The organism is Kitasatospora sp. NPDC001309 (assembly GCF_042896295.1).
Taxonomy (GTDB): Bacteria; Actinomycetota; Actinomycetes; order Streptomycetales; family Streptomycetaceae; genus Kitasatospora.
This window is the reverse complement of record NZ_JBIAXC010000004.1, coordinates 165,494-190,811: the sequence shown is the minus strand read 5'-3', so window position 1 is coordinate 190,811 and position 25,318 is coordinate 165,494. Positions and strand designations below refer to the sequence as shown.

At 74.6% G+C, this 25,318-nt stretch carries 22 protein-coding genes; 10 read left to right on the top strand and 12 right to left on the bottom strand.

Annotated elements, in window-relative coordinates; genetic code table 11:
- Nucleotides 1-67: 67 nt before the first annotated feature.
- The 5 genes from ACFY2K_RS06180 to ACFY2K_RS06160 all read left to right on the top strand — a co-directional run bounded on the left by ACFY2K_RS06180 (nucleotide 68) and on the right by ACFY2K_RS06160 (nucleotide 3,754).
- Nucleotides 68-478 carry a roadblock/LC7 domain-containing protein gene (locus ACFY2K_RS06180; protein ID WP_375890573.1) on the top strand — a complete coding sequence of 137 codons (411 nt, stop codon included), beginning with the start codon at nucleotides 68-70 and terminating at the stop codon, nucleotides 476-478.
- Nucleotides 475-990, top strand: a complete 516-nt coding sequence (locus tag ACFY2K_RS06175; RefSeq protein ID WP_387709963.1) for a DUF742 domain-containing protein — start codon at nucleotides 475-477, stop codon at nucleotides 988-990. The genes ACFY2K_RS06180 and ACFY2K_RS06175 overlap by 4 nt, the downstream gene beginning before the upstream one ends.
- 76 nt (nucleotides 991-1,066) lie before the next feature.
- Nucleotides 1,067-1,666 carry an ATP/GTP-binding protein gene (locus tag ACFY2K_RS06170; protein WP_380520994.1) on the top strand — a complete coding sequence of 200 codons (600 nt, stop codon included), beginning with the start codon at nucleotides 1,067-1,069 and terminating at the stop codon, nucleotides 1,664-1,666.
- 367 nt (nucleotides 1,667-2,033) lie between these two features.
- Nucleotides 2,034-2,630 (top strand): RNA polymerase sigma factor, encoded by a 597-nt coding sequence (locus ACFY2K_RS06165; RefSeq protein ID WP_387709857.1) that lies wholly within the window; start codon nucleotides 2,034-2,036, stop codon nucleotides 2,628-2,630.
- A gap of 158 nt (nucleotides 2,631-2,788) precedes the next feature.
- A complete protein-coding gene (locus tag ACFY2K_RS06160; RefSeq protein WP_375890567.1) occupies nucleotides 2,789-3,754 on the top strand; it encodes a hypothetical protein in 966 nt (321 codons plus the stop codon).
- A 137-nt stretch (nucleotides 3,755-3,891) separates the two neighbouring features.
- Here ACFY2K_RS06160 and ACFY2K_RS06155 read toward each other — a convergent pair whose 3' ends face one another.
- Entirely contained in the window at nucleotides 3,892-5,286 is a 1,395-nt protein-coding gene (locus ACFY2K_RS06155; protein WP_380521000.1) for a cation:dicarboxylate symporter family transporter, read from the bottom strand.
- 208 nt (nucleotides 5,287-5,494) lie between these two features.
- On the opposite strand from ACFY2K_RS06155, the gene ACFY2K_RS06150 reads away from it, so the two are divergent.
- From ACFY2K_RS06150 to ACFY2K_RS06135, 4 genes are all read left to right on the top strand, one after another.
- A complete protein-coding gene (locus tag ACFY2K_RS06150) occupies nucleotides 5,495-7,219 on the top strand; it encodes an ATP-binding protein (protein WP_387709855.1) in 1,725 nt (574 codons plus the stop codon).
- Nucleotides 7,216-7,959 carry a response regulator gene (locus tag ACFY2K_RS06145; RefSeq protein WP_387709853.1) on the top strand — a complete coding sequence of 248 codons (744 nt, stop codon included), beginning with the start codon at nucleotides 7,216-7,218 and terminating at the stop codon, nucleotides 7,957-7,959. The genes ACFY2K_RS06150 and ACFY2K_RS06145 overlap by 4 nt, the downstream gene beginning before the upstream one ends.
- Before the next feature lie 229 nt (nucleotides 7,960-8,188).
- Nucleotides 8,189-9,691: a diaminobutyrate--2-oxoglutarate transaminase gene (locus ACFY2K_RS06140; RefSeq protein WP_387709852.1), complete on the top strand. Its 1,503-nt coding sequence runs from the start codon at nucleotides 8,189-8,191 to the stop codon at nucleotides 9,689-9,691.
- Between the two features lie 32 nt (nucleotides 9,692-9,723).
- The gene (locus ACFY2K_RS06135; RefSeq protein WP_375890760.1) at nucleotides 9,724-11,208 is read left to right on the top strand and encodes a pyridoxal phosphate-dependent decarboxylase family protein; all 1,485 of its coding nucleotides are present in this window, start codon (nucleotides 9,724-9,726) and stop codon (nucleotides 11,206-11,208) included.
- Nucleotides 11,209-11,307: 99 nt separating this feature from the next.
- Here the strand turns inward: ACFY2K_RS06135 and ACFY2K_RS06130 are convergent, their stop codons facing one another.
- From ACFY2K_RS06130 to ACFY2K_RS06085, 10 genes are all read right to left on the bottom strand, one after another.
- Entirely contained in the window at nucleotides 11,308-12,105 is a 798-nt protein-coding gene (locus ACFY2K_RS06130; protein ID WP_380521139.1) for an inositol monophosphatase family protein, read from the bottom strand.
- A 286-nt stretch (nucleotides 12,106-12,391) separates the two neighbouring features.
- On the bottom strand, nucleotides 12,392-13,624 hold the full coding sequence (locus tag ACFY2K_RS06125; RefSeq protein ID WP_387709850.1) for a type III PLP-dependent enzyme: 1,233 nt from the start codon (nucleotides 13,622-13,624) through the stop codon (nucleotides 12,392-12,394).
- The gene (locus ACFY2K_RS06120) at nucleotides 13,621-15,399 is read right to left on the bottom strand and encodes an IucA/IucC family protein (RefSeq protein ID WP_387709848.1); all 1,779 of its coding nucleotides are present in this window, start codon (nucleotides 15,397-15,399) and stop codon (nucleotides 13,621-13,623) included. Before ACFY2K_RS06120 ends, ACFY2K_RS06125 begins: the two co-directional genes overlap by 4 nt.
- Nucleotides 15,396-16,619: an MFS transporter gene (locus ACFY2K_RS06115; protein WP_387709846.1), complete on the bottom strand. Its 1,224-nt coding sequence runs from the start codon at nucleotides 16,617-16,619 to the stop codon at nucleotides 15,396-15,398. The genes ACFY2K_RS06120 and ACFY2K_RS06115 overlap by 4 nt, the downstream gene beginning before the upstream one ends.
- The gene (locus ACFY2K_RS06110) at nucleotides 16,616-18,400 is read right to left on the bottom strand and encodes an IucA/IucC family protein (RefSeq protein WP_387709844.1); all 1,785 of its coding nucleotides are present in this window, start codon (nucleotides 18,398-18,400) and stop codon (nucleotides 16,616-16,618) included. Before ACFY2K_RS06110 ends, ACFY2K_RS06115 begins: the two co-directional genes overlap by 4 nt.
- Nucleotides 18,397-19,596: an acetyl-CoA carboxylase biotin carboxylase subunit family protein gene (locus ACFY2K_RS06105; RefSeq protein WP_387709842.1), complete on the bottom strand. Its 1,200-nt coding sequence runs from the start codon at nucleotides 19,594-19,596 to the stop codon at nucleotides 18,397-18,399. Before ACFY2K_RS06105 ends, ACFY2K_RS06110 begins: the two co-directional genes overlap by 4 nt.
- Before the next feature lie 154 nt (nucleotides 19,597-19,750).
- A complete protein-coding gene (locus ACFY2K_RS06100) occupies nucleotides 19,751-20,752 on the bottom strand; it encodes an ABC transporter substrate-binding protein (protein WP_380521015.1) in 1,002 nt (333 codons plus the stop codon).
- 62 nt (nucleotides 20,753-20,814) lie between these two features.
- Nucleotides 20,815-21,669, bottom strand: a complete 855-nt coding sequence (locus ACFY2K_RS06095) for an ABC transporter ATP-binding protein (RefSeq protein WP_387709840.1) — start codon at nucleotides 21,667-21,669, stop codon at nucleotides 20,815-20,817.
- Nucleotides 21,669-22,703: a FecCD family ABC transporter permease gene (locus tag ACFY2K_RS06090; protein ID WP_380644470.1), complete on the bottom strand. Its 1,035-nt coding sequence runs from the start codon at nucleotides 22,701-22,703 to the stop codon at nucleotides 21,669-21,671. The genes ACFY2K_RS06095 and ACFY2K_RS06090 overlap by 1 nt, the downstream gene beginning before the upstream one ends.
- 82 nt (nucleotides 22,704-22,785) lie before the next feature.
- Complete coding sequence (locus ACFY2K_RS06085; RefSeq protein WP_375891472.1) at nucleotides 22,786-23,751, bottom strand: FecCD family ABC transporter permease; 966 nt, start codon at nucleotides 23,749-23,751, stop codon at nucleotides 22,786-22,788.
- 232 nt (nucleotides 23,752-23,983) lie between these two features.
- Here ACFY2K_RS06085 and ACFY2K_RS06080 point away from each other — a divergent pair, with 232 nt between their 5' ends.
- Nucleotides 23,984-24,895: an iron-sulfur protein gene (locus ACFY2K_RS06080; RefSeq protein ID WP_387709837.1), complete on the top strand. Its 912-nt coding sequence runs from the start codon at nucleotides 23,984-23,986 to the stop codon at nucleotides 24,893-24,895.
- Between the two features lie 48 nt (nucleotides 24,896-24,943).
- Here ACFY2K_RS06080 and ACFY2K_RS06075 read toward each other — a convergent pair whose 3' ends face one another.
- Entirely contained in the window at nucleotides 24,944-25,261 is a 318-nt protein-coding gene (locus ACFY2K_RS06075) for a DUF6191 domain-containing protein (protein WP_387709835.1), read from the bottom strand.
- Nucleotides 25,262-25,318: the final 57 nt, after the last annotated feature.

Here is a 25,318-nt window from a genome sequence, read left to right as displayed (position 1 = left end):
CGTCCGACGTCCGGCCGGAAGCCCGGCCCGGAGCGAGACCCGACACCCGAACCGAAGGAGACCGGCCGTGATCGGCACCACCCACCGCACGGGGGAACTGAACTGGCTCCTCGACGAGTTGGTCCAGCGCGCGCCCGAGGTGAACTTCACCGTGATGCTCTCCGCCGACGGCCTGGCCATGGCCAGTTCGGCCGGTCTGGCCCGGGAGGACGGCGAGCACCTGGCGGCCGTCGCGGCCGGATTCCACAGCCTCGCCAAGGGCGCCGGACGGCACTTCGGCGCGGGCGAAGTCCGGCAGACCATGGTCGAGTTGGAGGGCGGCTACCTGCTGGTCGCGGCGGCCGGGGAGGGCACCTGTCTGGCCGTGTTCGCGACCGCGCGGGCCGATCTCGGGCTGGTCGCCTACGAGATGGCCAGACTGGTCCGCCGGGTCGGCGAGCACCTGAGCGCCACGCCCCGTACGGTGCACGGCGGGTGAGCTCGGTGCCCCGGCCGGACGGCCCGTACCACCGGGCGGAGGACGCCTTCCATCCGTACCGCCAGCGACATCCGGAGCACCCGCGGGCCGACCCCGACCGGCTGCCCCGGAACCCGCTCGCCGCCGCCCACCGGGCCCACTGGTACGACGACGAGGCCGGGCCGCTGGTCCGCCCGTACGCCATGACCGGGGGCCGGACCGGGGGCGGTGAGCAGCAGTTCGACCTGATCGCCGTGGTGGTGTCCGAGCTGCCCGACCCGGCGCTCGCGCCGGACGCGCCCGAGCTGCCGGTCGGTCCGGAGCAGGCGCAGATCCTGCGTCGGTGCCTGGGCACACCGCTGTCCGTGGCCGAGCTCGCCGCCGACCTCGACCTGCCGGTGGGCGTCGTGCGGGTGCTGCTCGGCGATCTGCTGGCGGCGGGGCTCATCCGGGTCAACCGCCCGGTCCCGCCCGCCCTGCTCCCCGACGAACGCATCCTCCAGGAGGTCATCCATGGGCTCCGCGCACTCTGACCGTCCGTCCGGCCGTCACCACCCCGCCGGCCCGGACCGCCCGATCAGCCGGTGGCCGTCCGCCCCGGTAGGCCCGGTGGACCAGTCCGACTCCGTGCTCGCGCTCAAGATCCTGGTCGCGGGCGGATTCGGGGTCGGCAAGACGACGCTGGTCGGCGCGGTCAGCGAGATCCGTCCGCTGCGCACCGAGGAGCGGCTGACCGAGGCCGGGCGCGGGGTGGACGACCTGGACGGGGTGGAGCGAAAGTCCAGTACCACGGTGGCGATGGACTTCGGCCGGATCACCATCCGCGAGGGCCTGGCCGTCTACCTGTTCGGAACCCCGGGGCAGGACCGGTTCTGGTTCCTCTGGGACGAGTTGGCCCAAGGGGCGCTCGGCGCGGTGGTGCTCGCCGACACCCGTCGGCTGACCGACTGCTTCCCGGCCGTGGACTTCTTCGAGCAGCGCGGCATCCCCTTCGTCGTCGCGGTGAACCGGTTCGCCGGGACACGCGAGTACGGCCCGGACGAGGTCGCCCGCGCGCTGGACCTGGACCCCGGTACTCCGGTGCTGCTCTGCGACGCCCGGCAGCGCGCCTCCGGCAAGGAGGTGCTGATCAACCTGGTCGAGCACGCCGGCCGGGTGCACGCCGCCCGGTTGCTCGCGGAGGTCTCGCCGGCGGCGGCCGGCAGCTGACGGACAGCGGAGGACGGGCAGCAGAGGACGGAAGACGGCGAACAGATGACAGATGACAGAAAACAGATGACAGATGACAGAAAACAGATGACAGCGAACAGATAACGGATAACAGATAACGGATAACAGATGTTGAAATCTGTTATCCGTTAGCGTCGCCCGGTCCCTGCGATGGGCGCAGTTGTGGCCAGTGGTGGCCGGTGGTGGTGAACTCCCGCCCTGGGACCGGTCGATGACGAGTTGCACACGAATGACTGCGCAGAGTGAGAGGGCGGCTTATGATGTGACCTGTGTCACAACATGTCCGGTAGGGGTGGGAAACCGCCCCAACTGGGCGTTCGGGGTGCCGATTTCCGGGGAGAGCGGCATGGCGGAATGCAACGAGCGGTGTGCGGGCGGGCCGCGCAAGGACTTCGGCCCGGGGCCGACGGAACGCCAGTCGGCGGACTTCAACCGGTTGTTCACCGAGTTGCTGCCCAGGCTCCAGCAGGCGGCCGCGATGCTCGCCGGGAGCCCGCTCGCCGCCGGTGACGTCGTCCACGACGCGTACCTGCGGATCGCCCGCCGCCCGGAGCGCTTCCTCAGTCACCCGCAGCCGTACGCCTACGTGTTCACCACGATGACGAACATCCTGCGCGACCAGTGGCGCCGGGAGCGCCGTCGGGCGGCGCTGCGCGAGCACCCGGAGTCGGCCGAGGCCGCGGGGCACGGCCGGGCGGCGGCGTTCGGCCCGGCGCCCGGCGGGATGGCCGAGCTGCAGGCGCGCTGGGAGGTGGTCCGCCTGCTCGGCTTCCTGACCGTCAAGCAGGCCCGCGCCGTGGTGCTGGTGGATCTCGACGGCTACTCCGTCGACGAGGCCGCCGAGTTGCTCGGCCTGCACCGCAGCACCCTGGCCGTCACCCGCCGCCGCGCCCACGGCCGGTTGCGCGCCGTCCTGGAGCACGAGCGCCGGCACGAGCTCTGACAGCCCGGCCGCCCGCCGAGCCGTCCGCCGAGCCGCCCGCCGGGTCGCCCGTCCCGGCCGAGCGCCGAGGCGGCCCCCTGGGATGCCGTCACCGCCCCGACGCACCGAGCCGACGGCAAGTCGGCTGATGCGCCACCCCGGCCCGTACGCTGAAAATCGTGATCACGTACGAGGACCACAGCGTCCGCGCCCTGGCCGAGGACGGTCGCTGGCCCGAGCTGCTCGCCGCCTACCGGCAGGGCCGGGCGGCCGCCGTCGTGCAAGCCGGTGAGCGGGCCGCGGTGGCCCTGACCGCGCCGCTCGGCCATCTGATCGCCTACGCGGCGCCGCCCGAGCTGGCCGTCCGGCTGTTCGACGCGGACGGCGGCGCGGGGACCTTCGCCGGGGTGGCGGACCACGACGCCGGTCCGCTGTGGGAGGTGCTGGCGACCCGCCACTCCTGGCTGCGGCTGGCCCCGCTGCTCGGTCCGGCGCCGGTGCGCCGCCTGGTGGCGCACACCCGGGTGCTGCTCGGCGAGGACCTCTCCTACGGTGCCGAGCCCGACCCCGAGGGCGTGCCGCTGCGCCTGGAAGCCTGGGAGAAGGCGGGCTGGGAGGAGGCCGCCCGGGTGCGCGAGTACCTGCCCGGCGGGGGAGCGCGCAGCGCGGTGCTGACCCTGCCGGCCAGCCGGGAGGGCCTGGGCCAGGTCGACCTGCCGCAGTCGACGGCCCGGCCGGGCGGTCAGCGGGTCACCCGGGGCCTGACGGAGCTGGCCGCGTTGGCGCCCTGGGCGGAGGTGGTCTGCGTCCGCGGTCCGGCCCCGTCGGCGGCCGCCGTGCTGGCCCGGGCCCGGCGGGTGGTCGGCGGGTTCCTGCCGTTCGCGCTGGCCTACCCGGCGCTCGTGCAGGCCGCCGCGGTGGGCCGGACGCACGGTTGCGCGCACGGGCGGCTGAGGCTCTGGCGGGCGCTGGGCGCGATGGCCGGAGTGGACGGGCCGAACCGCCGCGAGGTGGACGCCCTGGTGGCCCGGATGCGCTGCTTCACCTGGCAGGAGCCGGCCGCCGGGCTGCGCCACCTGCACGTGGCGCTGGAGGATCCGGCCAGCGGGGTGGCCTGGGCGGTCAGCGGCTCGCAGGAGTTCTGACCCGGGTTCCGGGGGGATCCGCGAGCGCCGACCCGCGCCGACCCGGTGCGGGTCGGCGCCGGGAACGGGAAGCCCCCCGGCCCGGCGCCGTTTCCGGGGGAGGTGCTGGCGCCGGACCGGGGGAGTCGTGGGAGCGCTCAGACGGTGGCCGCCGTCGTGGCCGCCGTCGCGGGCACCGCGGGGACGGCCTCCGGCTCGGGGGCGGCGCCGCCGTGGCCGTCGACCAGGGTCAGCTCGTCGAACGGCAGCCGGCCGTCCAGGACGCGGCGGGCGCGCTCGGCGTCCAGTTCGCCGGTCCAGTGCCCGATCAGCACGGTCGCGACGGCGTTGCCCGCGAAGTTGGTGAGGGCGCGGGCCTCCGACATGAACCGGTCGATGCCGACGATCAGGCCGACCCCGTCCACCAGTGCGGGCTTGTGCGACTGCAGGCCGCCCGCGAGGGTGGCCAGCCCGGCGCCGGTGACCCCGGCCGCGCCCTTGCTGGCGATCACCATGAAGACCAGCAGCGAGAGCTGCTCGCCGATCGACATCGGCTTGTCCATCGCCTCGGAGATGAAGATCGAGGACATGGTGAGGTAGATCGCGGTGCCGTCGAGGTTGAAGCTGTAGCCGGTCGGCACGGTGATGCCGACGACCGGGCGGCTGACGCCCAGGTGCTCCATCTTGGCGATCAGGCGGGGCAGCGCGCTCTCAGAGGAGGAGGTCGAGAGGATCAGCAGGAACTCGCGGCCGAGGTACCTGAGCAGCGCGAACACGTTGACCCCGGCGACCAGGCGCAGCAGGGTCCCGAGCACCACGACGACGAACAGCGCGCAGGTGACGTAGAAGCCGATCATGATCACGGCGAGGCTCTTCAGCGCGTCGACGCCGGTCGCCCCGACCACCGCCGCCATCGCCCCGAAGGCACCGATCGGCGCGACCCACATGATCATCGACATGATCCGGAACACCAGCCGCTGCAGGTGCTCGACGCCGCGCAGCACCGGTGCGCCGACCGGTCCGAGGGCCTGCAGGGCGAAGCCGGCCAGCAGTGCGACCAGCAGGGTCTGCAGCACCTTGCCCTGGGTGAGGGCCGAGAACAGGGTGTCGGGGATCATCCCGAGCAGGAAGTCGGTGGTCGACTGGGCGCCGCCGGCGGCCGCCTGGGCGTGGCCGGACTTGGCGAGCGCGGCGGTCAGGTGCAGGCCGCCGCCGGGCTCCAGCAGGTTGCCGACGACCATGCCGATGGCCAGGGCGACGGTCGACATGGCGAGGAAGTAGCCGATGGCGAGGCCGCCGACCTTGCCGACCTTCGCGGCCTTGGTGACCGAGCCGATGCCCAGCACGATGGTGCAGAAGATCACTGGACTGATCATCATCTTGATCAGGTTGACGAACCCGGTGCCGATCGGCTTCAACTCGACGGCGAAGCCGGGGGCGGCCAGTCCGACCACCACGCCCGCGACCACCGCGGCGATCACGGCGAGGTAGAGGTAGTGGGTCCGGTCCTCGCGTCTGGGTCCCCCCGCCGTGGCGGTCTCGGTGGTCGACATCTGCGGCTCCTTCGCCCTGCAGTCCTGGCGGCCCCGGGTGGTGGGCCGATCCGACTATGGGGCCCTGGAGTGACGGAGGTCACGTTTGCGTTCATAGAGTTCACGGCGGGACGGGAACGGCCGGGGTGCCGCTCGGGGCCGGGCAGTACTCGGGCGCGGGGTGCCCGGGGCCCGGGAGTGTGCGGGGCCGTGGTGCACACTGGCAGGCATGTCCGTGAGCACCGCCCCCACCCGCTCGCGTCGCCGCTGGCTCCCGCTGCCGCGCCGGCTGGTCCGCAGCCTGGCCGGGCAGCTCTTCGTCGTCCAGGTGGTGATCGTCGCCGCCGTGGTGGCGGGTGGCGCGGTGCTGGCGTACCTGTTCACCGCCGAGCGCACCGAGGACGCGGCCCGCCGCGAGGTCACCTCGGTGGCCCACGCCGTCGCCGACTCCCCGTCCGTGCGCTCCGCCGTCGCCGGGCCGGACCCGACCGCGGTGCTCCAGCCGTACGTCGAGCAGGTGCGCCAGGACGTCGGGGTCTCCTTCATCACCGTCATGGACACCGAAGGGGTGCGCTGGACCCACCCGCTGCCCGAGCAGATCGGCAAGCGCTACCTCGGGCACATCGACTGGGCGCTGGCCGGGCAGACCCGCAGCGAGACCTACACCGGCACGCTCGGCCCCTCCGTCCGGGTGGTCACCCCGGTGTGGGACGACCAGCATCGGGTGATCGCGCTGGTCAGCGTGGGGCTGACGCTGGAGTCCATCTCCGCGCAGCTGAGCGGACCGCTGCTCGCCCTGGTCGGGGTCGCGGTGGCCGCGCTGGCGCTCGGAGGGGCGGGCACCTACCTCGCCAACTCCCGGCTGCGGCGGCACACTCACGGCATGCGGCCGGACGAGCTCAGCCATCTCTACGAGTACCACCAGGCGACCCTGAGGTCGGTGCGGGAGGGGCTGATCCTGCTCGACCGGGCCCACCGGGTGGTGCTGTGCAACGATGCCGCTCGCGAACTTCTCGGACTGGAAGGCGAGTTGGACGGGCGCCCGGTGGCGGAACTGGGGCTGCCGGAGGCCCTGGTGGCCGCCGTACTCGGCGAGGAACCGGTCCGGGACGAGGTGCACCTGACCGCCGAGCGGGTCGTGGTGCTCAACACCTCCACCATCGGCACCGGTCTCGGCCGGGTGGTGACCCTCCGCGACCACACCGAACTGCAGTCGCTGAGTGGAGAGTTGGACTCCGTACGCGGCTTCACCGAGGCGCTCGGGGCGCAGGCGCACGAGGCCGCCAACCGGCTGCACGCCGTCGTCTCGCTGATCGAACTCGGCCGCCACGAGCAGGCGGTGGAGTTCGCGACCGCCGAGCTCGCCCTCGCCCAGCAGCTCACCGACCGGGTGGTCGCCGCGGTCGGCGAGCCGGTACTGGCCGCGCTGCTGCTCGGCAAGGCGGCCCAGGCGGCCGAACGGGGCGTGGAGTTGACCCTCACCGAGGACAGCCGGATCGACGACGGGGTGCTCCCGCCCGGGCTCTCCGCCCGGGACCTGATCACCGTCCTCGGCAACCTGATCGACAACGCGGTGGACGCCGCCATCGCCGGGGCCGCGCAGAGCCCGGGCCCGCCGGAGGTCACCGTCACCGCGCGGATCGACGGCGATGGGGGCGATGGCGGTGCGGTCGACGGCGGGGTGCTCGGCGTGGGCGCCTGTCTGCTGCTGCGGGTCGCCGACACCGGTGCGGGCATCGACCCGGCCGCCGTCGAGGACGTGTTCCGGCGCGGCTGGAGCACCAAGCAGGACGGCCACGGGCACGGCCTGGGTCTGGCACTGGTCGCCCAGGCCGCCCGGCGCAACGGCGGCACCGTCGAGGTCGGGCGCGAGCGCGGCGCGGTGCTCACCGTACGGCTGCCGCTGACCGGCGGCCGGGTGCGGGAGCTGGAGCAGGGCGGGGTGTCGGCGTGAGCGGCGGAGGTGTGGACGGCTCCGGCGTGAGCGGTGCCGCCCCGAGCGGGATCTCCGTCCTGGTCGTGGAGGACGACCCGGTGGCCGCCGCCGCGCACACCCTGTACGTCGAGCGCGAGCCCGGCTTCCGCGCCGTCGGCACCGTGCACAGCTGCGCCGACGCGCTGCGCTTCCTGGAGCGGGCCCGCGCCGCCGGGACGCCCGTCGACCTCACCCTGCTCGACCTCTACCTGCCGGACGGCCACGGCCTCCAGCTGTGCCGCACCCTGCGCGCGGCCGGGCACGCCACCGACGTCATCGCGGTCACCTCGGCCCGTGACCTCGCCATGGTGCGCCAGGCGGTCTCGGCGGGGGTCGTGCAGTACCTGCTGAAACCGTTCAGCGCGGCGGCGCTGCACGACCGGCTGGAGCGCTACGCCCGCTACCGGGACAGCCTCGGGCGCACCGGCGAGGCGACCGGACAGGACGAGGTCGACCAGGCGTTCGCCCTGCTCCGCACGCCCGAGCGCAACTCGCTGCCGAAGGGGCTGAGCGCGCCGACCCTGGACACCGTGGCCTCGGTGCTGCGGGAGGCCTCGACCGGCCTGTCGGCGGCGGCCGCCGGTACCGCTGCCGGGGTGTCCCGGATCACCGCGCGGCGGTACCTGGAGCACCTGGTGGACACCGGGCGGGCGGCGCGCGAGCCGCAGTACGGGAGCGTGGGGCGGCCGGAGCTCTGCTACCGCTGGAAGGGGCGGTGACGGCGGGGCGTTGATGGGGGGCGGCGACGGCGGGGCGTTGGTGGCGGGCGCGGATGGGGCGCTGCCGCCCGTGACCTTTCGGTGCCCTCGTTCGTTGGGCCGGACGGGGGCGCCGCGGGCGCTGTCGGGGGAGGTTCACTCACTCGGGTGGTTCTGGGTGCCCCCGCGGCATTCCGGCAGGTCACGGGCGATAAAGTTAGGCTTACCTAACTTCTTCTGGGGGTTCGCCTTGTCGCTCGCCGCCGTACCCGCCCAGGCCGCCTCCGGGGCCACCGCCGCCGCGGCCCCGCCCGCCGGCGAAGCCATCCTGCGCCGCCAGCGCGTCCGCGAGTCCGCCGCCCGGACGTACGCCCGGTCCTTCCCGATCGTCCCGGTCCGGGCCCACGGCATGACCGTCGAAGGCGCCGACGGCCGCCGCTACCTGGACTGCCTCTCCGGTGCCGGGACGCTCGCCCTCGGGCACAACCACCCGGTGGTGCTGGAGGCGATCCGCCGCACCCTCGACAGCGGCGCCCCGCTGCACCTGCTCGACCTGGCCACCGCCGAGAAGGACGACTTCACCAGCGCGCTGTTCGAGAGCCTGCCCCCCGAGTTCGCCTCCCGCGCCCGGGTGCACTTCTGCGGACCGGCCGGGACGGACGCCGTCGAAGCCGCCCTCAAGCTGATGCAGACCGCCACCGGGCGCTCCGGCGCCCTCGCCTTCACCGGCGCCTACCACGGCATGACGGCCGGCGCCCTCGCGCTCACCGGCAACGTCGCCGTCAAGGAACCGCTGCCCGGCGGCGGCGAGGTCGTCCGGCTGCCCTACCCGTACGGCTACCGCTGCCCGTTCGGGGTCGGTGGCGAGGCGGGCGCCGAGCTCGGTGCCACCTACGTCGAGCGGCTGCTCGACGACCCCTCCGGCGGTGTGGTGCCGCCCGCCGCGATGGTCCTGGAGGCAGTCCAGGGCGAGGGCGGGGTCGTGCCCGCCCCCGACGGCTGGCTGCGCGAGATGCGCCGGATCACCGCCGAGCGCGGCATCCCCCTGATCGTGGACGAGGTGCAGACCGGCGTCGGACGCACCGGCGCGATGTGGGCCGTCGAACACAGCGGCATCGTCCCGGACGCGATGGTGCTCTCCAAGGCCATCGGCGGCAGCCTGCCGCTCGCCGTGGTCGTCTACCGCGAGGACTACGACGGCTGGCGGCCCGGCGCCCACACCGGCACCTTCCGCGGCAACACCCTCGCGATGGCCGCCGGCGCCGCCACCCTGCGGTACGTCGCCGCGCACGGACTGGCCGAGCGGGCCGCCGTGGCGGGCGAGCGGATCACCGCCCGGCTGCGCGAACTCGCCGCCGAACTGCCCGCGATCGGCGACGTGCGCGGGCGCGGGCTGATGATCGGGGTCGAACTGGTCGACCCCGGCGCCGACCCCGACGCCTGCGGTGCCCGCCCGGCCGATCCGGCGCTCGCCGTACGGGTCCGCGAGGCCTGCCTGGCCCGCGGGCTGATCGTCGAACTCGGCGGGCGGCACGACGCGGTGCTGCGGCTGCTGCCGCCGCTGACCATCACCGACGAGCAGGTCGCGGCCGTGCTGGAGCGGCTGGCGGAGGCGATCGCGGCGGCCTCGGCGGCCTCGGCGGCTCAGGCTCCGGCCACGGCTCAGGCCACGGCTTCGGGATCGGGTTCGGGCTCGGGCGCGGGAGCGGCTCGGGTTCAGGCTTCGGGTTCGACGGTGCGGGGTGGGGCGTGACCGCCGCCGACCCCGGGGCGGTACCGCCCGAACTGCCCGGCGGGGGCGGCGATCCGGACGCCCTCGCGGGCGGCGCCGCCGGGCCCGGTGCCCTCGGCCCGCTGCTGGCCACCGTCCTCGACGCCCTCGACACCGGCACCGCGCTGCGCTCCGGGCCACTGCCCGCCGGCAGCCCGGCCGAGATCGCCGCCCTGGTCGCGGACGGCCTCGCCGGTGCCCGCGGACGCGGCGCGCTCGCCCGGCTCACCGAACTGCTCGCCTACGGCGCCGCCGACCCCGCCGACCCGGCCTGCGCCGCCCACCTGCACTGCCCGCCGCTCGCCGTCGCGGCCGCCGCCGACCTCGCGGTCAGCGTGCTCAACCCCTCCCAGGACTCCTGGGACCAGGCCCCGGCCGCGACCGCCCTGGAAACCGCCCTGCTCGCCGAACTCGCCACCCTGGTCGGCTACGACCCGCGCCGCGCGGCCGGGGTGCTCACCTCCGGCGGCACCGAGTCCAACCTGATGGGCCTGATGCTGGCACGGGACCAGAAGCTCGACGGCATCGTCGAGCTGGACGGGATCCCGGCCGGCGCCCGGCCCTGCATCCTCGCCTCCGAGGCCGCCCACTTCTCCGTCCAGCGCGCGGCCGCCCTGCTCGGACTCGGCGAACGCTCCGTCCTCGCCGTCCCCGTCGACCGCCGACTGCGCATGCCCCCCGAGGAGTTGGAACGCGCCCTGGCCGAGGCCAGCTGGGCCGGACGCACCCCGATCGCCGTCGTCGCCACCGCCGGCACCACCGACACCGGCGCCATCGACCCGCTGCACGCCGCCGCCGACCTGGCCGGCCGCTACGGCGCCTGGCTGCACGTCGACGCCGCGTACGGCGGCGGCGCGTTGCTCTCCGACCGGCTCGCCCCGCTGCTCGACGGCATCGCCCGCGCCGACTCGGTCTCCCTGGACTGGCACAAGCTCGGCTGGCAGCCCGCGGCCGCCGGGGTCTTCCTGGTCCGCCGGGCCGAGACCTACGTCTCGCTGGCCCGGCGCGCCGAGTACCTCAACCCCGTGGACGACGAGCAGGCCGGCTACCCCAGCCTGCTCGGCCGCTCGCTGCGCACCACCCGGCGGGCCGACGCCTTCAAGCTCGCCGTCACGCTGCGCACCCTCGGCCGGGAAGGCCTCGGCCGGCTCGTGGACGCCTGCCACGACCTGGCGTTGGCGGCCGCGGACGCCGTCCGGGCCGAACCCTCGCTCGAACTGCACGCCGAGCCCGTCCTCACCGCGCTGCTCTTCCGCTACCGGCCGCCCGGGATGACGGACGAGGCCGCCGTGGACGAGCTGAACGGGCAACTGCGCCGGCTGCTGCTGCGCACCGGACGGGCGGTGGTCGGGCGGACCGAACTGCCGGGGGACGGGCCCGGGCGGGTGCGGCTGAAACTCACGCTGCTCAACCCCCACACGACGGCGGGTGAGGTGGGGGCGCTGCTGCGGGAGGTGGTCGGCGCGGGGCGCAAGGTCGCCGGGGAGCGGGCGGGGTAGCGGCGCCGTCGCTGTCGCCGTCGCGGGTGGGCGGGCGGTGACCGGGCCGGGGCGGGGCGGACGGGGGGTCCGGCGGGCTGGGGGCGGGTCCCGGTGCGGTCAGCCGTTCAGGAGGATGCCGCGGGTGAGCTCCCAGGTGTCGGGGTCGGCGGCGACCAGCAGGCCGTCCTCGCAGCCGGGGGCCTCGGGGCGGTACGGGGCGCCGTCCATGCGGGCCGAGACGCCGCCGGCCTCGGAGAGCAGCAGTGAACCCGGGGCGTGGTCCCAGGGGAGGGTCCGCCAGTAGAAGATGAAGTCGGTCCGGCCCTCGACGACGTCGGGGTACTCCATCCCGGCGGCGCTGCGGCCGGGGGAGATCTCGCCGAAGGCCGCGCAGTGGGACTCCAGGCGGTGCCGGTCGGCCGGGGCGAGGAAGCGGCTTTTCAGGATGCCGGTCAGCTTCCCGGCGTCGGCGGGCGCCGGGCGGCGGGTGAGGCGTTCGCCGTCCCGCCAGGCGCCGGAGCCCAGTTCGGCCCGGTAGGCGGTCGCGGTGGCGGGCTGCCAGATCCACGAGGCGACGGTCAGGCCGCTGCGGACCAGGGAGCACATCACGGCGTAGTCGGGGCGGCCCGCGACGAAGTTGGCGGTGCCGTCCACCGGGTCGACCAGCCAGACGGCGGGCTCGTCGTGGATGGCCAGGGCGAGTGCCGGGTCGGCGGACACCGCCTCCTCGCCGACCACGGGTACGGGCAGCAGTTCGTGCAGGCGGCGGGCGATGATCGCCTCGGCCTCGCGGTCGGCGACGGTCACGACCTCGCCGGGCGCCTTCTCCATCACCTCGCCGGCGGTCAGCGCCCGGAAGCGCGGCTCCACCGCCTCGGCCGACGCCTCGGCGAGTATCTCCGCCACCTTGTCCATCAGCACGTTCGCGCTCCCTTCGCCGGTTACCACTCTCCCACGAGTGGGTGGAGCGGGTGTCGGCCGGCGGGTGGCGGCGGACGGAGAACGGGGAACAGATGACGGATAACAGATGACAGATTTCGAAATCTGTCATCTGTTATCCGTTGGTTGTCCGCCGGTTCCCCGGCGGTTCGGCTTCGGTCGCCGGTCGCCGGTCGCCGGTCGCCGGTCGCCGGTCGCCGGTCGCCGGTCGCCGGTCGCCGGTTGGCTGCCGGCTGCCGGCCGGCCTCCGACCGGCCGCGGGTCAGTCGCCCAGGTAGTGGAACCCGGGCCGCGGGTGCATCAGGAACTCGTGGTGCGAGATGTTCCACCCGTACGCGCCCGCCATCGCGAACAGCACCCGGTCCGCCGTCCGCAGGCCCGCCGCGCCGTCCGCCGCCCGGGCCAGGACGTCCTTCGGGGTGCACAGCTGCCCGGCCAGGGTGGCCCGGCCGGTGGTGACGGCGGGGCGCGGCCAGGGATGCGGCCAGGCGTCCACCGGGAGCACCGCGAAGGGCTGGGAGTGCCCGCGGGTGGCCGGGGTGCGCAGGTGGTGGGTGCCGCCGCGGACCACCGCGAAGTCCTCGCCGTGGCTGCGCTTCACGTCCAGCACCTCGGTCGCGTACCAGCCGCAGTAGGCGGTCAGCGCCCGCCCGGGCTCGATCCGCAGGGTCAGCCCGGGGTGGGCGTCGAGCACCTTGGCCAGGCCCTCGCCGAAGGCCGTCCAGTCGAAGCGCCGTGCCGGGTCGTCGTAGTCCACCGCCATCCCGCCGCCGACGTTGACCTCGGCGAGCGGGAAGCCGTGCCGCTCGGCCAGTTCGGCCGACCAGGTGACGATCTGCTCGGCGACCGCCAGCTGCTCGTCCGCCGCCAGCCCGCTGGCCAGGTGGGCGTGCACCCCGCGCAGCCGCAGCCGGCGCCCGAGCGGGCCGCCGTCGGTGAGCAGCCGGGCGCACTCCTCGGCCTGGTCGGGGTCGAGCCCGAACGGGGTCGGCCGTCCACCCATCGCCAGCGGCACCGCGTCCAGGGCGTCGGTGACCACCGGCAGGTTCACCCGCAGCAGGACGTCCACGACGGCCGCCGGGCGCTCCGCCAGGACGGCGGCGAGCCGGTGCAGTTCCTGCTCGCTCTCGACGTGCCAGCGGTGCACTCCGGCGTCCACCGCCGCGAGGATCTCGGCGGGGGTCTTGCCCGGCCCGCCGAAGGCCAGCGGTGCGTCCGGGACGGCGGCCCGTACGTGCGCCAACTCCCCGCCGCTGGAGACCTCGTAGCCGTCGACGGCGTCGCGCAGCGCGGTCAGCAGCGGCGCGTCCGGGTTGGCCTTGGCGGCGTAGTACAGCTCGACCCGCTCGGGCAGTGCGGCCCGGACGGCGGCGGCGTGCTCCCGCAGTACGGCCAGGTCGTAGACGTAGGCGGGCAGTTGGTCGGGCGCGAGGGAGGCGACGTGGCGGTGGACTGCGTCGCTCACCGGGGCGCCGGTGGTGGGGGTCTGGCTCATCGGACGGCGCTCCCGGTCGGAAGGTGGGCGGTCATGCGGGCGGCCTCGGCGAGCACCGAGCCGGCCAGCGGGGAGGGCAGCCGGACGTACCCGGCCTCCCGGTCGGCCTTGCGCTCCCAGCGGGTGAGCAGGTTGGCCTTGGCGGGCAGCGGGACACCGGCCAGCAGGGCCCGCAGCCGCGGCGGGCGGCCGTGGGCGGCCGCGTACTCCTCCAGGGCGTCCCGGACGGCCTGCCAGAGCGCGCCCTCCAGCTCGGGGTGGCGGTCGGCGAGGGCGGCGAGCAGTTCGGCGACGTGGTTGACCAGCAGGCAGTAGACCACCCGGTCCCAGCCGCGCTCGGCGTCGTAGGTCATCGGGCCGGCCACCTCGGGCGGCAGCGCGGCCAGCAGTTCGGCGTTCTGCTCGGGGACGAGCTTGGTGCCCTCCAGGTCGCGGAAGAGCACCTGGGTCGGCCGGCCGTCCGCGTCCACGCCGATGAGCACGTTCTGCAGGTGCGGCTCCAGCACCACGCCGTGGTCGAAGTAGGCCGCCAGCACCGGCGGGAGGAGCAGTCGCAGGTAGTCGCGCCACCAGTCGAGCGCGGCCGCCCCGCCCGAACTCGACTCCAGCAGCCGGGAGATGTGGGCCGAGCTGGTCGGGTGCTCGTCGGCGACGGCGCCGGCGAGCAGCGGGGTGACGCCGGGCCGCAGCAGGCCGCCGAAGCCCTCGCGCAGGATCAGGCCGAAGCCCTCGAACAGGGCCCGGTCGGGGTGGCCGTCGGCGCCGGGGAGGGCGAGGGTGCGGAAGGCGGGTTCGCGCAGCATCGCCGCGTCCGGGAAGCGCCCGGCCAGGTCGGTCAGCACCGGGTCCAGCAGACGGGTGAGCCGGACGGCGCCGGTGAGCTCGTAGGCGGCGTTCTTGCGCAGGCAGTTGGTGATCCGGACGTTGAGGCTGAACTTGAGGAAGGCGTCCGCGCCGTACAGGGTGCGCACCGAGGCGGTGGCGGCGAAGTGCTCGCCGCGCGGGCCGAGGTCCAGGACGTCGCCGCGGGCCAGGGCGGCGCGCAACAGCGGGTGGTCGCCGATGAGTTGGTACTGCCAGGGGTGGGCGGGCAGCAGCCGGTAGCCGTCCGGCACCTCACCGAGGCCGTCCAGGACGGCGCTCGCGTCCCGGTCCAGGGACTCCTCGGCCAGCAGCTCGGCGCGCACGGCCAGGTGGCGCAGCGGGAAGGCCGCGCGGGACTCGGGCGCGTAGTGGCGCCAGTCCCCCCGGGCGGCGGAGCGGGACTTGGGGGCCGGGTGGAAGCGGTGGCCGAACAGCAGGGCCTGCTCGGACTCCAGGTAGCGGTCCGCCTCGGCGGCCGGCCGGTCGGCCAGGCCCGCGCCGACGCCCTGGTGGCTGGAGGCCACCTGGTCGAGGAACTCCTCGTTCACCGTGCCGGTGCGCAGTTCCAGCTCCTCCTGGGCGTACCCGGCGAGCTCGCGCCAGCCCAACTCGCGCCACCCTTCGGGGGTTTCCTCGTGCGCGGGGCCGGTGAACCGGTGCGCCCCGAGCAGCGAGGTGCGGCGCAGGGCGACCCGCAGCAGGGTGCCGCGGCGGGGCAGGCGCAGCAGCAGGTGCCCGTCGTCGACGGCGGTCTGGTGCTCGGGGGCGGACACCTCGCGCAGCAGGCAGTTGAGCAGGGTGTGTGCCACCGCCGCGTCCGCGCCGGGCAGTTCGGCGGGGTCCGTGGCCGACGGCGTGGTCGACGGCGCGGCGGGGAGGGTGGCAGGGAGGGTGGTGGGCCGGGCGGTCATCGGGGGCTCCTACGGGTCAGGAGGGCGAGCAGGGCGGCGGCCAGTGCGGCGACGGTGCCGGTGACGACCGGGGCGGCCGGTCCGCCGCTGCCGTTGGCGAGCGCGGCGGCCAGTCCGGCGGCGACGGCACCGCACTTGGAGACGGTTTCGCGGGTGCCGAACATCCGGCCCGGCGCGCGGCCGCGGGCGGCTTCGGCGGCGAGGACGGCGAGGCAGACCAGGCCGAAGGTCATGCCGAGTCCGAGCACGGCCCGGGTGAGGGCGAAGGTGAGCAGTGAGTGGGCCGGGGCGTGGCCGGCCAGTCCGACGGCCACCAGGGCGAGGCCCAGGGCCAGTCCGCTGCGCGGGCGCGCCTCGACGGCGGCGTGCACCCGGCCGGCAGCGACCAGGTAGACCAGGTGCGGCAGCGCGAACAGCAGGCCCGCGACGGTGCCGCCGGCCCCCGGCAGCCGCTGCTGGACCAGGGTGATCAGGTACGGGAAGGAGATGATGGTGGCGAAGACGAAGGCGAACTCGAAGGCGTAGAGCAGCCGGAGAGAGCCGGGCGGGTCGGCCGGGCCGGTCGCGGCGGTCGCGGCGGTTGCGGCGGTTGCGGCGGCGGCGCGGCCCGCCGGCGCGACGGTCGGACGGACCGGCTCCGGCAGGGAGTTGAGCAGTGCCGCCGCGGTCAGCGGCAGCACCGCCATCACCAGGTACTGCCGGTGCGGGTCGATCCACGGCGACAGTGCGCCCACCAGGATCGGCGCCGCCACCAGGGCGGCCCGGGCACTGCCCTGCATCAGGGTCAGCGCCTTGGACAGCCGGGAGCCGTCCAGGGCCGCGGCGAGGTAGCCGTTGGTGGCGGAGAAGGTGCCGCCGAGGAGGCCCTGGAGCACCAGCGCGGCGGTGAACGCCGGCAGGCTGTCGGCGGCTCCGGCGAGCAGGAAGGAGACGGCGAGGCCGAGTTGGGCGCGCAACAGCAGCCGCTTCTGGCCGAAGCGGTCGGCCAGCCGGCCCCACAGCGGGGCGCCGAGGGCGGTGAAGACGGTCGGCACGACGTACAGCAGACCGGCCCAGTGGCCGCTGTGGTCCCCGAGGGTGGGGAGGATCTCGGTGAGGTACGGCGGCAGACCGAGGGCGGCGAAGGAGGCGACGAAGTAGCAGGCCGCCACCGCGTGCACCTGGCGCCGGTCCAGCCCCGCGGCCTCGGTCGGCCGCGACAGGGGTTCGACGGTCGTCACGAGCGGTCCCCGGACAGGAGGTAGTTGGGGCCGTCGGTGTAGTGCTTGTTGATGTCCGCGGCGCCGCTGCGCTCCTTGCTGAGCAGCGACCCGGCGCTCACCATGGCCTTGACCGGCAGCCGTTCGGCGTCCAGCAGGTCGGTGCGCAGCGGTTGCCCGGCCGGTCCCAGCCGGTCGACCGCCTCGCCGAGGACGGTGCGCAGCAGCTCCAGGCTCCGCGCCAGCGGCACCCGGCCGTGCGCGGCCAGGCCGAAGGCGAGCGAGGCGGTGCACAGGTGGCCGGTGATGGTGGTGAACAGGTCGGTGAGTGCGCGGTCCTGCTCGCCGAGGATTCGCGGATCACGGAACTCGGCCACCAGGGCGGCCAGTTCGCGGACCGGGGAGCGGACCGCCCGGGCGGTGTTGACCCGGGGGCCGTCGTTGTCCTTGTAGAGCAGCCGCAGGCCGGTCCCGTCGAGGACCAGCGAGGTGTTCTGCTGGTGCGACTCCAGGGCGATGCCGTGGCCGAACAGGGTGGTCTGCCAGTCGACCAGCAGCCGCAGCAACTCCTCGTACAGCGCGGGGACGGAGCCGTGGTGGAAGCGGTCGGCCAGGTGGTCGATCACCAGCCGGCCGTCGGGCGCCTCGGCGAGCAGGGCGGCCAGCGGGACGCTGACGGCGTCGTCCAGGCGCTCCGGGTAGCGGCGCAGCAGGACGGCCAGCAGCTCGTCCTCGGCGTGGGCGTAGTGCTGTTCGTCGGCGTGCAGGATCCGCCCGGCGAAGCGCGGTTCGCGGGCGGCCACGGCCTCCACCAGGCGCTGTCCGACCGCGCCGTTGACCAGGGTGACCGGCTTGATGGTGCGGCGGTTGCGCAGGCCCAGGGTGGCGGTGGCGAGCGGCAGTTTGAGGTGGCAGGACGGGTCGGCGGCCACGGCGACGGTGCGCATGGACAGCGTGGGGAGCACTTCGAGGTACGGCTCGGGGGCGAGCACCGCGCCCGGCGCGATCCGGGTGAAGTCCTCGTCCGCGGTGAGCGGATGGACCGGAACGGTGGCGAACTCGCCCGGTACGCCCAGCTGTTCGGCGCTCGGCCACCAGGCGGGCAGCGGACCGTCGCCGTGCACGGTCAGCCGGCCGGCCGGGACGGCGAGCCAGCGCAGCTCGAAGCTCGGGTGGAACTCCGGCGCGTAGGAGCGGAGTTGGGCCTCGCTCAGGCCGGAGCGGCCACGCGCGGTCGGGTAGACCGGGTGGTCCAGGAAGGCGGCGAGGGCCTCGAAGCCGAGCGCGGCGCGCGGGCCGGCCCAGTCCGCCACGTCCTTGCCGTAGCGCTCGGCGAGTTCGGCGTGCACCTCGGGCCGCACCCGGTCGTGCAGCTCCATGGTGGCGAGGGTCTGCCGGCACTCCACGGCGAAGGCCAGGTGGCCGGGGCGGTCCAGCGGATCGGCCCGCTCCGCCAGCAGGGCCAGGACGGCGGTCAGTTCGGTGAGCCGGGCGCCGTCGACCTCCAGCTCCGGCAGCCGGGCGGCGTGGTCGGCCTGGAAGCCGTCGGGGGCGACCGGCAGGGCGAGCGAGCCGTCGCTCAGCCAGGGTCCGTCGGGGCGCTGCTCCAGGGTGCCCCGGGTGCGCAGGCCGAGCACGTCCTCCCGCAGCAGGGCGGACAGCACCCGCAGGGTGAGCTGCTCGGCCGGGGTCGAAGCGGCCGGGGCCGTTGCGGTGGGGGCCGTTGCGGTGGGGGTCGGCCCGGCGAGGGTCGAAGCGGCGGGGGCCGTTGCGGTGGGGGCGGGATGATCGGCCGGGTTCATGAGGTGATCTCCCAGCGGTTGGCGGCGATGAACTCCGCGACCGCGCCGTCCACCGCATCCTGGTCCGGACCGACCGCCCAGACGATGCCCAGGTAGTCGCGGTTGGTGCGGTAGAGCTCGTGCCGGGCGCCGAGCTCGCGCACCGGCAGGTAGGACAGCGTGACCCCGTCGGCCCGTCGCTCGAAGTGCGGCTCGGGGGCGGCGGTCAGGGTGCCGGGCTGCTCGGCGCAGACCCGCTCGTGGCGGGCCCGCCGGTCGCCGCGGGCTCCCAGGTCGGCGGGCAGCTCCTCGCCGAGGTGGGCGCGCAGCACCAGCTCGAAGTAGGGGATCCCGAGGATCTCGGCGAGCATCAGGTCGCACTGGTCGCCGATGGCGCGGTAGTTGACCTCGATGATGCGGGCGCGGCCGTCCGGCTGGAGGACGAACTCGGTGTGGCAGGCGCCGAGCCCGACCCCGAGGGCGTCGAGCTGGGCGAGCACCTGCTCGACCACCGGGTGGGGGTGCGCCGGGGTGAAGGTCAGCACCTCTTCGATGAAGTCCGGCGGCGGGGAGAGCTGGGTGCGGAAGCCGCCGAGGACGCGCCTGGTCCGGCCGTCGCCCAGGGTCTCCAGGGTGCACAGCTCGCCGGCCAGGAACTCCTCGACCACCAGGGTGGCGCCGGGGCGGCGCTGCTGGATCTCCTTGACCCGCAGGGCGAGTTCGGCGGTGTCGGCGACCAGGGTGACGTCCTCGCTGGCGACGCCCTCGCGCGGCTTGACGATGCACGGGAACGAGGGGGTGAGGCCGCTCGGGTCCTGCCCGGGTGCCAGCTCGGCGGACTCCACCGCGTCCAGGCCGCGCTCGGCGAGGTGGCGGCGCAGCTCGCCCTTGTTCTTGGCCCGCAGGGCGGCCTTCCAGTCCTTGCCGGCCAGGCCGAAGTACTCGGCGACCAGGGCGGTCTGGGTCTGCAGGTGGTCGCTGTTGCTGAACACCGCGGCCGGGGTGTGGTGCTGGGATATCAGGCCGATGACCTCGCGGAAGTCCTGGACGTCGCACTCCACCACCTCGCAGGCGAACTCCGCTCTGGCGTACGCGCGTTGGTGGGCCTCGACGTGGTCGGTGAGGACGGTGACGTCGAGTCCGAGCCGGGCGGCGGCGGGCAGGAATCCGCGGGTGACCGAGTCGGTGGGGTTGAGGGCGAGCAGGTAGAGCCGCATGGGGATGGTCCTCGGGGCGTGGGGGCGGACGAAGGACGGCGAACAGATGACAGAGTTTGAAATCTGTTATCTGTTATCTGTCGTCTGAAAGATGAACTCTGAAAGTTGAATTCTGAAATCTGTTCGCCGTCAGCTGTTCGTTGTGGCGCGACGACTACTTGGGCGCGTCCACGCCCGCCGCCTTGGCGATGTCGACGAGCATCGCGTCCGCGGCCTGGACACCGATGCCGGACATCCAGGTCTCGTCCGGCACGGTGAAGACCTTGTTGTTCTTGACGGCGTTCAGGCCCTGCCAGACCGGGGTCTGCTGGACCTCGCTCTCCTTGGTCTTGGACGGGTCGTCAGCAGTGGTGACGAACACCAGGTCAGCGTCGGCCTGGCTGACCTGCTCGGCGCTGACCTCGATGATGTTCTTGTCCACGTCCTGCGGGGCCGGGCGGGTCAGGCCGACGTCCTTGAGGACCACGCCGCTGTACGAGGCCTTCGCGTACAGGCGGGTCGGCCCGGCCACGAAGCGGACCACCGAGGCGGTCGGCATCGTCCCGTTGTACTTGGCCTTGATCGCCTCGCCCAGCTTGTGCGCCCGCTCCTCGTAGTCGGCCAGCGCCTTCTTCGCCTCGTCCTCCTTGCCGAGGGCCTGGGCGTACAGCGCCAGGTTCTCCTTCCACGGGAAGCCGGTGGTCTCGGCCAGCACGGTCGGCGCGATCGCGTTCAGCTGGTCGTACACCTTGGCGTGCCGGACCTTGGAGGAGAGGATCAGGTCGGGCTTGAGGGAGGTGATCAGCTCCAGGTTCGGCTCGTTCATCGGGCCGACGTCCTTGGTGTCCTTGATCTTGTCCTTGAGGTAGTTCGGGAACCCGCCCTCGGTCTTCATGTGCGGGGACACCGCGCCGACCGGCGTGATGCCGAGCAGCGTGACGTCGTCCAGCTCACCGCTGTCCAGCACCACGACGCGCTTGGGCTGGGACTTGATCTGGGCGGTCCCGGCGGCGTGCTTGACGGAGCGCGGGAAGCCGGCGGCGGTGCCGGCCGAGGCGGCGGCGGAGGAGCCGGAGTCACCGCCGGACTTGGCGCCGTCCCCGTTGCTGCCGCAGGCGGCGAGGAGCGTGGCGGACAGCGTGACGGCGAGGACGGCGACGGGGAGTCGGCGGTTCATCGGAGTTCCTTGGATCGGGTCGAACGGGGAGGCGGAAGAGAAGGGGGGACGGGAGGAGGAGGTCAGACGGTGGCCGACGCGGCGGACACGGCGGACGCGGCGGCAGTGCGCACCCGGGCCCGCGGCACGACCAGCGGAGTGCCGGTCTCCGGGTCGGGCACCACCCGGCACGGCACGCCGAAGACGGCCTCGACCAGTTCGGCCGTCAGGACCTCCGCGGGCGGACCGGCCGCGGCGAGCCGCCCGTCCTTGAGCACCACCAGGTGGTCGGCGTACCGCGCGGCCTGCCCGAGGTCGTGCAGCACCATGACGACGGTGCGTCCGGCCTCGGTGTGCAGGTCGGCGACCAGGTCGAGCACGTCGAGCTGGTGCCGCAGGTCGAGGAAGGTGGTCGGCTCGTCGAGCAGCAGCAGGTCGGTCTCCTGGGCGAGCGCGAGCGCGATCCAGACCCGCTGGCGCTGCCCCCCGGAGAGCCGGTCGACCTGCCGGTCGCGCAGTTCGGCGGTCCCGGTGCGCTCCAGCGCCTCCTCGACCGCGGCCTGGTCGGCCTTGGACCACGGGCTGAGCATCCGCTGGTGCGGGTAGCGTCCGAGCCGGACCAGCGCCTCGACGGTGACCGCCTCCGGCGTGACGGGCTGCTGCGGCAGCAGGCCCATCCGCTTGGCGAGGGTGCGGGCGGGCATCCGGTGGATGTCGGCGCCGTCGAGGGTGACCGTGCCGGCGGCCGGGTCGAGCAGCCGGACGAGACCGCGCAGCAGGGTCGACTTGCCGCAGGCGTTCGGTCCGACGATCGCGGTGACGGCGCCGCCGGGGAGTTCGAGGTCGAGGCCGTCGACGATGGTCCGGTCGCCGTAGCGCAGTCCGAGGCCGTGGGCGGCGAGCCGGTTGGCGGTCGTGGGGGCCGGGAGGGAGGTCATCAGCTGCTCCTCTGGGGAAGCCGGCCCTGGCGGATCATCAGCACCAGGAGCCAGGGCGCGCCGAGGGTGGCGGTGACGGCACCGACCGGCAGGCCGTGGACGGGGATCACGTGCAGCACGAGGAGGTCGGCCGCGAGCAGCAGCACGGCGCCGGTGAGCGCGGTGAGGCCGAGGGTGCCGGGGGTGGGCGGCCCGGCGAGCAGCCGGACCAGGTGGGGGACGGCGAGGGCGACGAAGGCGACCGGTCCGGTGAGGGCGGCGGCCAGCGAGGCGAGGGTGATGGTGAGCAGCAGCAGCCAGAGCCGGTCCCGGGCGGGGTCGAGGCCGAGGCCGCCGGCCGAGTCGTCGCCGAGGTCGAGGACGGCGACCCGCCGCTGGCAGAGCACGAGGGCCCCGGCGGTGAGGGCGATGGCGGTGCCGCCGATCCACACCTCGGTCCAGTTGCGCCCGTACAGCGAGCCGGTGGTCCACTGCATGGCGGAGGAGGCCAGTTCGGCCGGGAACCGTACGATCATCAGGTTCACGGCGGCGGCCAGGCCCTGCTGGACCGCCAGGCCGACCAGCACCAGCCGGGTCACGGCCATCCTGGAGCGCCAGGCCAGGCCGCCGAGCAGCAGCGCGGCGAGCAGCCCGCCGCCGACCGCGGCCAGCGGGATCAGCTGCTGGGAGGCGCCGGTGGCGAGCATCAGCACCGCGCCGAAGGAGGCGCCGCCGGTGATGCCGATCGTGTCGGGGGCGGCCAGCGGGTTGCGGAACAGCCGCTGCAGCATCGAGCCGGCCATCGCCAGCCCGGCTCCCGCGATCAGCGCGGACACCACGCGCGGCGCCCGGAACTGCTGCACCACCAGGACGTCGCCGGACTGGCCCTGGCCGAACAGGGCGCGCAGCGCGTCCCAGGCGGAGATGTTCACCTGGCCGGTGCCGAGCGCGATGCCGGTGAGCACCACCAGCAGGGCGACGGCCAGCAGCGACCAGGCGGCGGTACGGGCCCGGCGGCGCGCGATCGCGCCCATCGGGACGGCGAGCGAGCTCATGCGCCCACCCCGTTCCGGCCGGCGGTCGTCCCGCTCACGCCACGCACGGTGCACCTCTTGACGGTTCGCTGGTTCCGGTCGTTCACTTGGCCACCTTCCGGGCCAGCACCGCGAGCAGCGGCGCGCCGAGGAAGGCGGTGACGATGCCGACCTCGATCTCGGAGGGCTGCACCACGAGCCGGCCGAGCACGTCGGCGGCGAGCAGCAGCAGCGGGCCGGTGATCAGGCAGCCGGGCAGCAGCCAGCGGTGGTCGTTGCCGAGGAGGGCGCGGACCAGGTGCGGCGCGGCCAGTCCGATGAACGCCACCGGTCCGGAGACGGCGACCGCACTGCCCGCGAGCAGGACGACGGCCAGTCCGCCGACCACCCGGATCCGCGCCACCGGCACGCCCAGTGCCTGGGCGGTCTCGTCGCCCAGGGCCAGCGCGTTGAGCGCGGGGGAGATCGCGAAGGCGGCCACCAGGCCGAGCGCCAGGAACGGCAGCACCGGGGTGAGGGTGTCCAGGTGGCGTCCGGCGATCGAGCCGGCCAGCCAGAACCGGGCCTCGTCCAGGGTGCGGTGACTGGCCAGCATCAGCGCGGAGGTCCAGGAGGTGAGCACCACGGTGAGCACGGTGCCGCCGAGCGCGAGCCGGATCGGGTCGAGGTCCCCGCCGCGCCGGGACATGCCGTAGGCGGAGACGGCGGCGACGGCCGCCCCGGCGAAGGCGAACCAGACGTACTGGGAGGGGCGGGAGAGGTCCAGCGCGTAGATCGCGGCGACCACGGCGAGGCTCGCGCCGGCGTTGATGCCGAGGGTGACCGGGGAGGCCAGCGGGTTGCGGGTGACGCCCTGGGCAACCGCCCCGGCGACGCCGAGCGCGGCTCCGACGGCCAGGCCGATGAGCGTGCGCGGGACCCGAAGGCCCGTCACCACGTCGGCGTCCCCGCCGTGGGCGGCGCCGGTGAGGGCGTCGACGACGGTGGACAGCGGGATGGCGCGGGAGCCCAGCGCGAGGCTCAGGGCGGCGCACAGCACGAGTGCGGCCACACCGGCGACCAGCAGCAGCGGCCGCTGGAGCGCCGCCGCGGGACGGGGCGTCGCCGGGGCTGTGGTGGCGGGTGGGTCGGTTCTCAGCACGAGTCGACATCTTAGGTTAGGTTTGCCTAAATTCGTCAAGATCGTGCCGATGGTCGTACATCACACAGGGGTGCGCAGCTCGGTGGTCGGTGCACCCTTTGAGGCATTGTAAGGTGAGCCTCACCTTAACGATCACTCGGAGTCGAACTCGGGAGTGCGGATGGTCCCCGGAACACCCCTGCCCGTCGCACCCGCCTGCTCCCGGCCGGTCGACTCCCGGCCCGTTCGCCCCGGGGACCGGTCGACCGTCCTCACCGGCGACTACCGGCGGCTGCGCGACCTCTGCCCCGCGCTCCGGCTGCACCTGCTCGACCCCGCCGAACCCGACCCCTCGGCCGCCGACGGCTGGTACTCGGGCGCCCGACTCGCCACCGACGAACAGGCCCTGGCCGCCGTCCTGGCCGGGGCGGAGGAGCGGATCGCCGCCGAACACGGCCGCGCGCCCCGCCCGCACGTCACCGCCTCCCGACTGCTCCATCACTACGCCTGGTCCGTCTGCCTGCTCGTCGCCGGCCCCTGGCACCTCGCCCGGCGCGTCCCCGCCGTCGACCCCGCCGACCTCTGGCTGCACGCCCCGACCGGCGACCTCGCCCTGCGCCCGCGCGGGCACGTCACCCTCCCCGGCGACGACGAACTGCGCGCCGAACTACGGGCCGCCGTGGTGGCCCACCTCGAACCGGTGCTCGCCGCGTTCGCCGGACCGACCCGGCGCCGCGACCGCGCGCTCTGGGGCATGGTGACCGACGACCTCGCCTCCGCCGTCTGGTACCTCGGCCGGATGCTCGACGCGCAGGACGACGCGGCCGGGGGTACTACGGCCGGGAGCGCTACGGCTGGGGGTGTCACGGCCGGGGAGGACGCCGCCGTCGTCGCCGCCGCGGCCCTGCTGCCCGGCGGCACCCTGCCGCTGCCCGGAGCCGCCGACTTCCGCCGGCTGCGCACGCCGGACGGCCAGGACCACCACACCCGCACCCGGCTCGGCTGCTGCCTCTACTACGCCGTCGGGCCCGAGGCGCTCGCCTGTCTGACCTGCCCGCGCACCACGGACGAGGAGCGGATCCGCCGGTTCTGACGGACGGTCCACGGAACGCGCCCCGCCCCTGCCCGGCCCGCGCCCGCCCTAACGCTCGGTGCCGGTGCCGGGGCCTTTGGCGCTGTCCGGCCGGCGCAGCACCGCCACGCCACGGTCCAGGTCGACCCCGAAGTGCGGCGGGGCTCCGGTCAGGGTGTCGTCCCGGCGGGAGGTCTGCTCCCGGCGCTGCTCGACCTGGATCCGCTTGCCCGGACTGAACAGCGCGTGCATCTCGCCCAGCACGCCGCCACCGCCACCGCCGCCACCACCACCGGCTCCAGGCGTGCGCTCACGACGGCGCGGCGAGGACTCGGACCACACCTGCCAACTCGCCAGTAGCACCAGCCCGACCGCGGCCAAGGCCACGCACGCCACTCCCACGACCAGCCCCATGTCAGGCCCAACGTGTCGTCCCGACATGAG

What these genes read in the sequence shown, in the direction of transcription:
- ACFY2K_RS06100 (WP_380521015.1), bottom strand. Translation starts at nt 20,752, where the DNA reads ATGAACCGCCGACTCCCCGTCGCCGTCCTCGCCGTCACGCTGTCCGCC.
- ACFY2K_RS06130 (WP_380521139.1), bottom strand. Translation starts at nt 12,105, where the DNA reads ATGGACAAGGTGGCGGAGATACTCGCCGAGGCGTCGGCCGAGGCGGTG.
- ACFY2K_RS06090 (WP_380644470.1), bottom strand. Translation starts at nt 22,703, where the DNA reads ATGAGCTCGCTCGCCGTCCCGATGGGCGCGATCGCGCGCCGCCGGGCC.
- ACFY2K_RS06105 (WP_387709842.1), bottom strand. Translation starts at nt 19,596, where the DNA reads ATGCGGCTCTACCTGCTCGCCCTCAACCCCACCGACTCGGTCACCCGC.
- ACFY2K_RS06095 (WP_387709840.1), bottom strand. Translation starts at nt 21,669, where the DNA reads ATGACCTCCCTCCCGGCCCCCACGACCGCCAACCGGCTCGCCGCCCAC.
- ACFY2K_RS06150 (WP_387709855.1), top strand. Translation starts at nt 5,495, where the DNA reads ATGTCCGTGAGCACCGCCCCCACCCGCTCGCGTCGCCGCTGGCTCCCG.
- ACFY2K_RS06125 (WP_387709850.1), bottom strand. Translation starts at nt 13,624, where the DNA reads ATGAGCCAGACCCCCACCACCGGCGCCCCGGTGAGCGACGCAGTCCAC.
- ACFY2K_RS06155 (WP_380521000.1), bottom strand. Translation starts at nt 5,286, where the DNA reads ATGTCGACCACCGAGACCGCCACGGCGGGGGGACCCAGACGCGAGGAC.
- ACFY2K_RS06120 (WP_387709848.1), bottom strand. Translation starts at nt 15,399, where the DNA reads ATGACCGCCCGGCCCACCACCCTCCCTGCCACCCTCCCCGCCGCGCCG.
- ACFY2K_RS06080 (WP_387709837.1), top strand. Translation starts at nt 23,984, where the DNA reads ATGGTCCCCGGAACACCCCTGCCCGTCGCACCCGCCTGCTCCCGGCCG.
- ACFY2K_RS06110 (WP_387709844.1), bottom strand. Translation starts at nt 18,400, where the DNA reads ATGAACCCGGCCGATCATCCCGCCCCCACCGCAACGGCCCCCGCCGCT.
- ACFY2K_RS06165 (WP_387709857.1), top strand. Translation starts at nt 2,034, where the DNA reads ATGGCGGAATGCAACGAGCGGTGTGCGGGCGGGCCGCGCAAGGACTTC.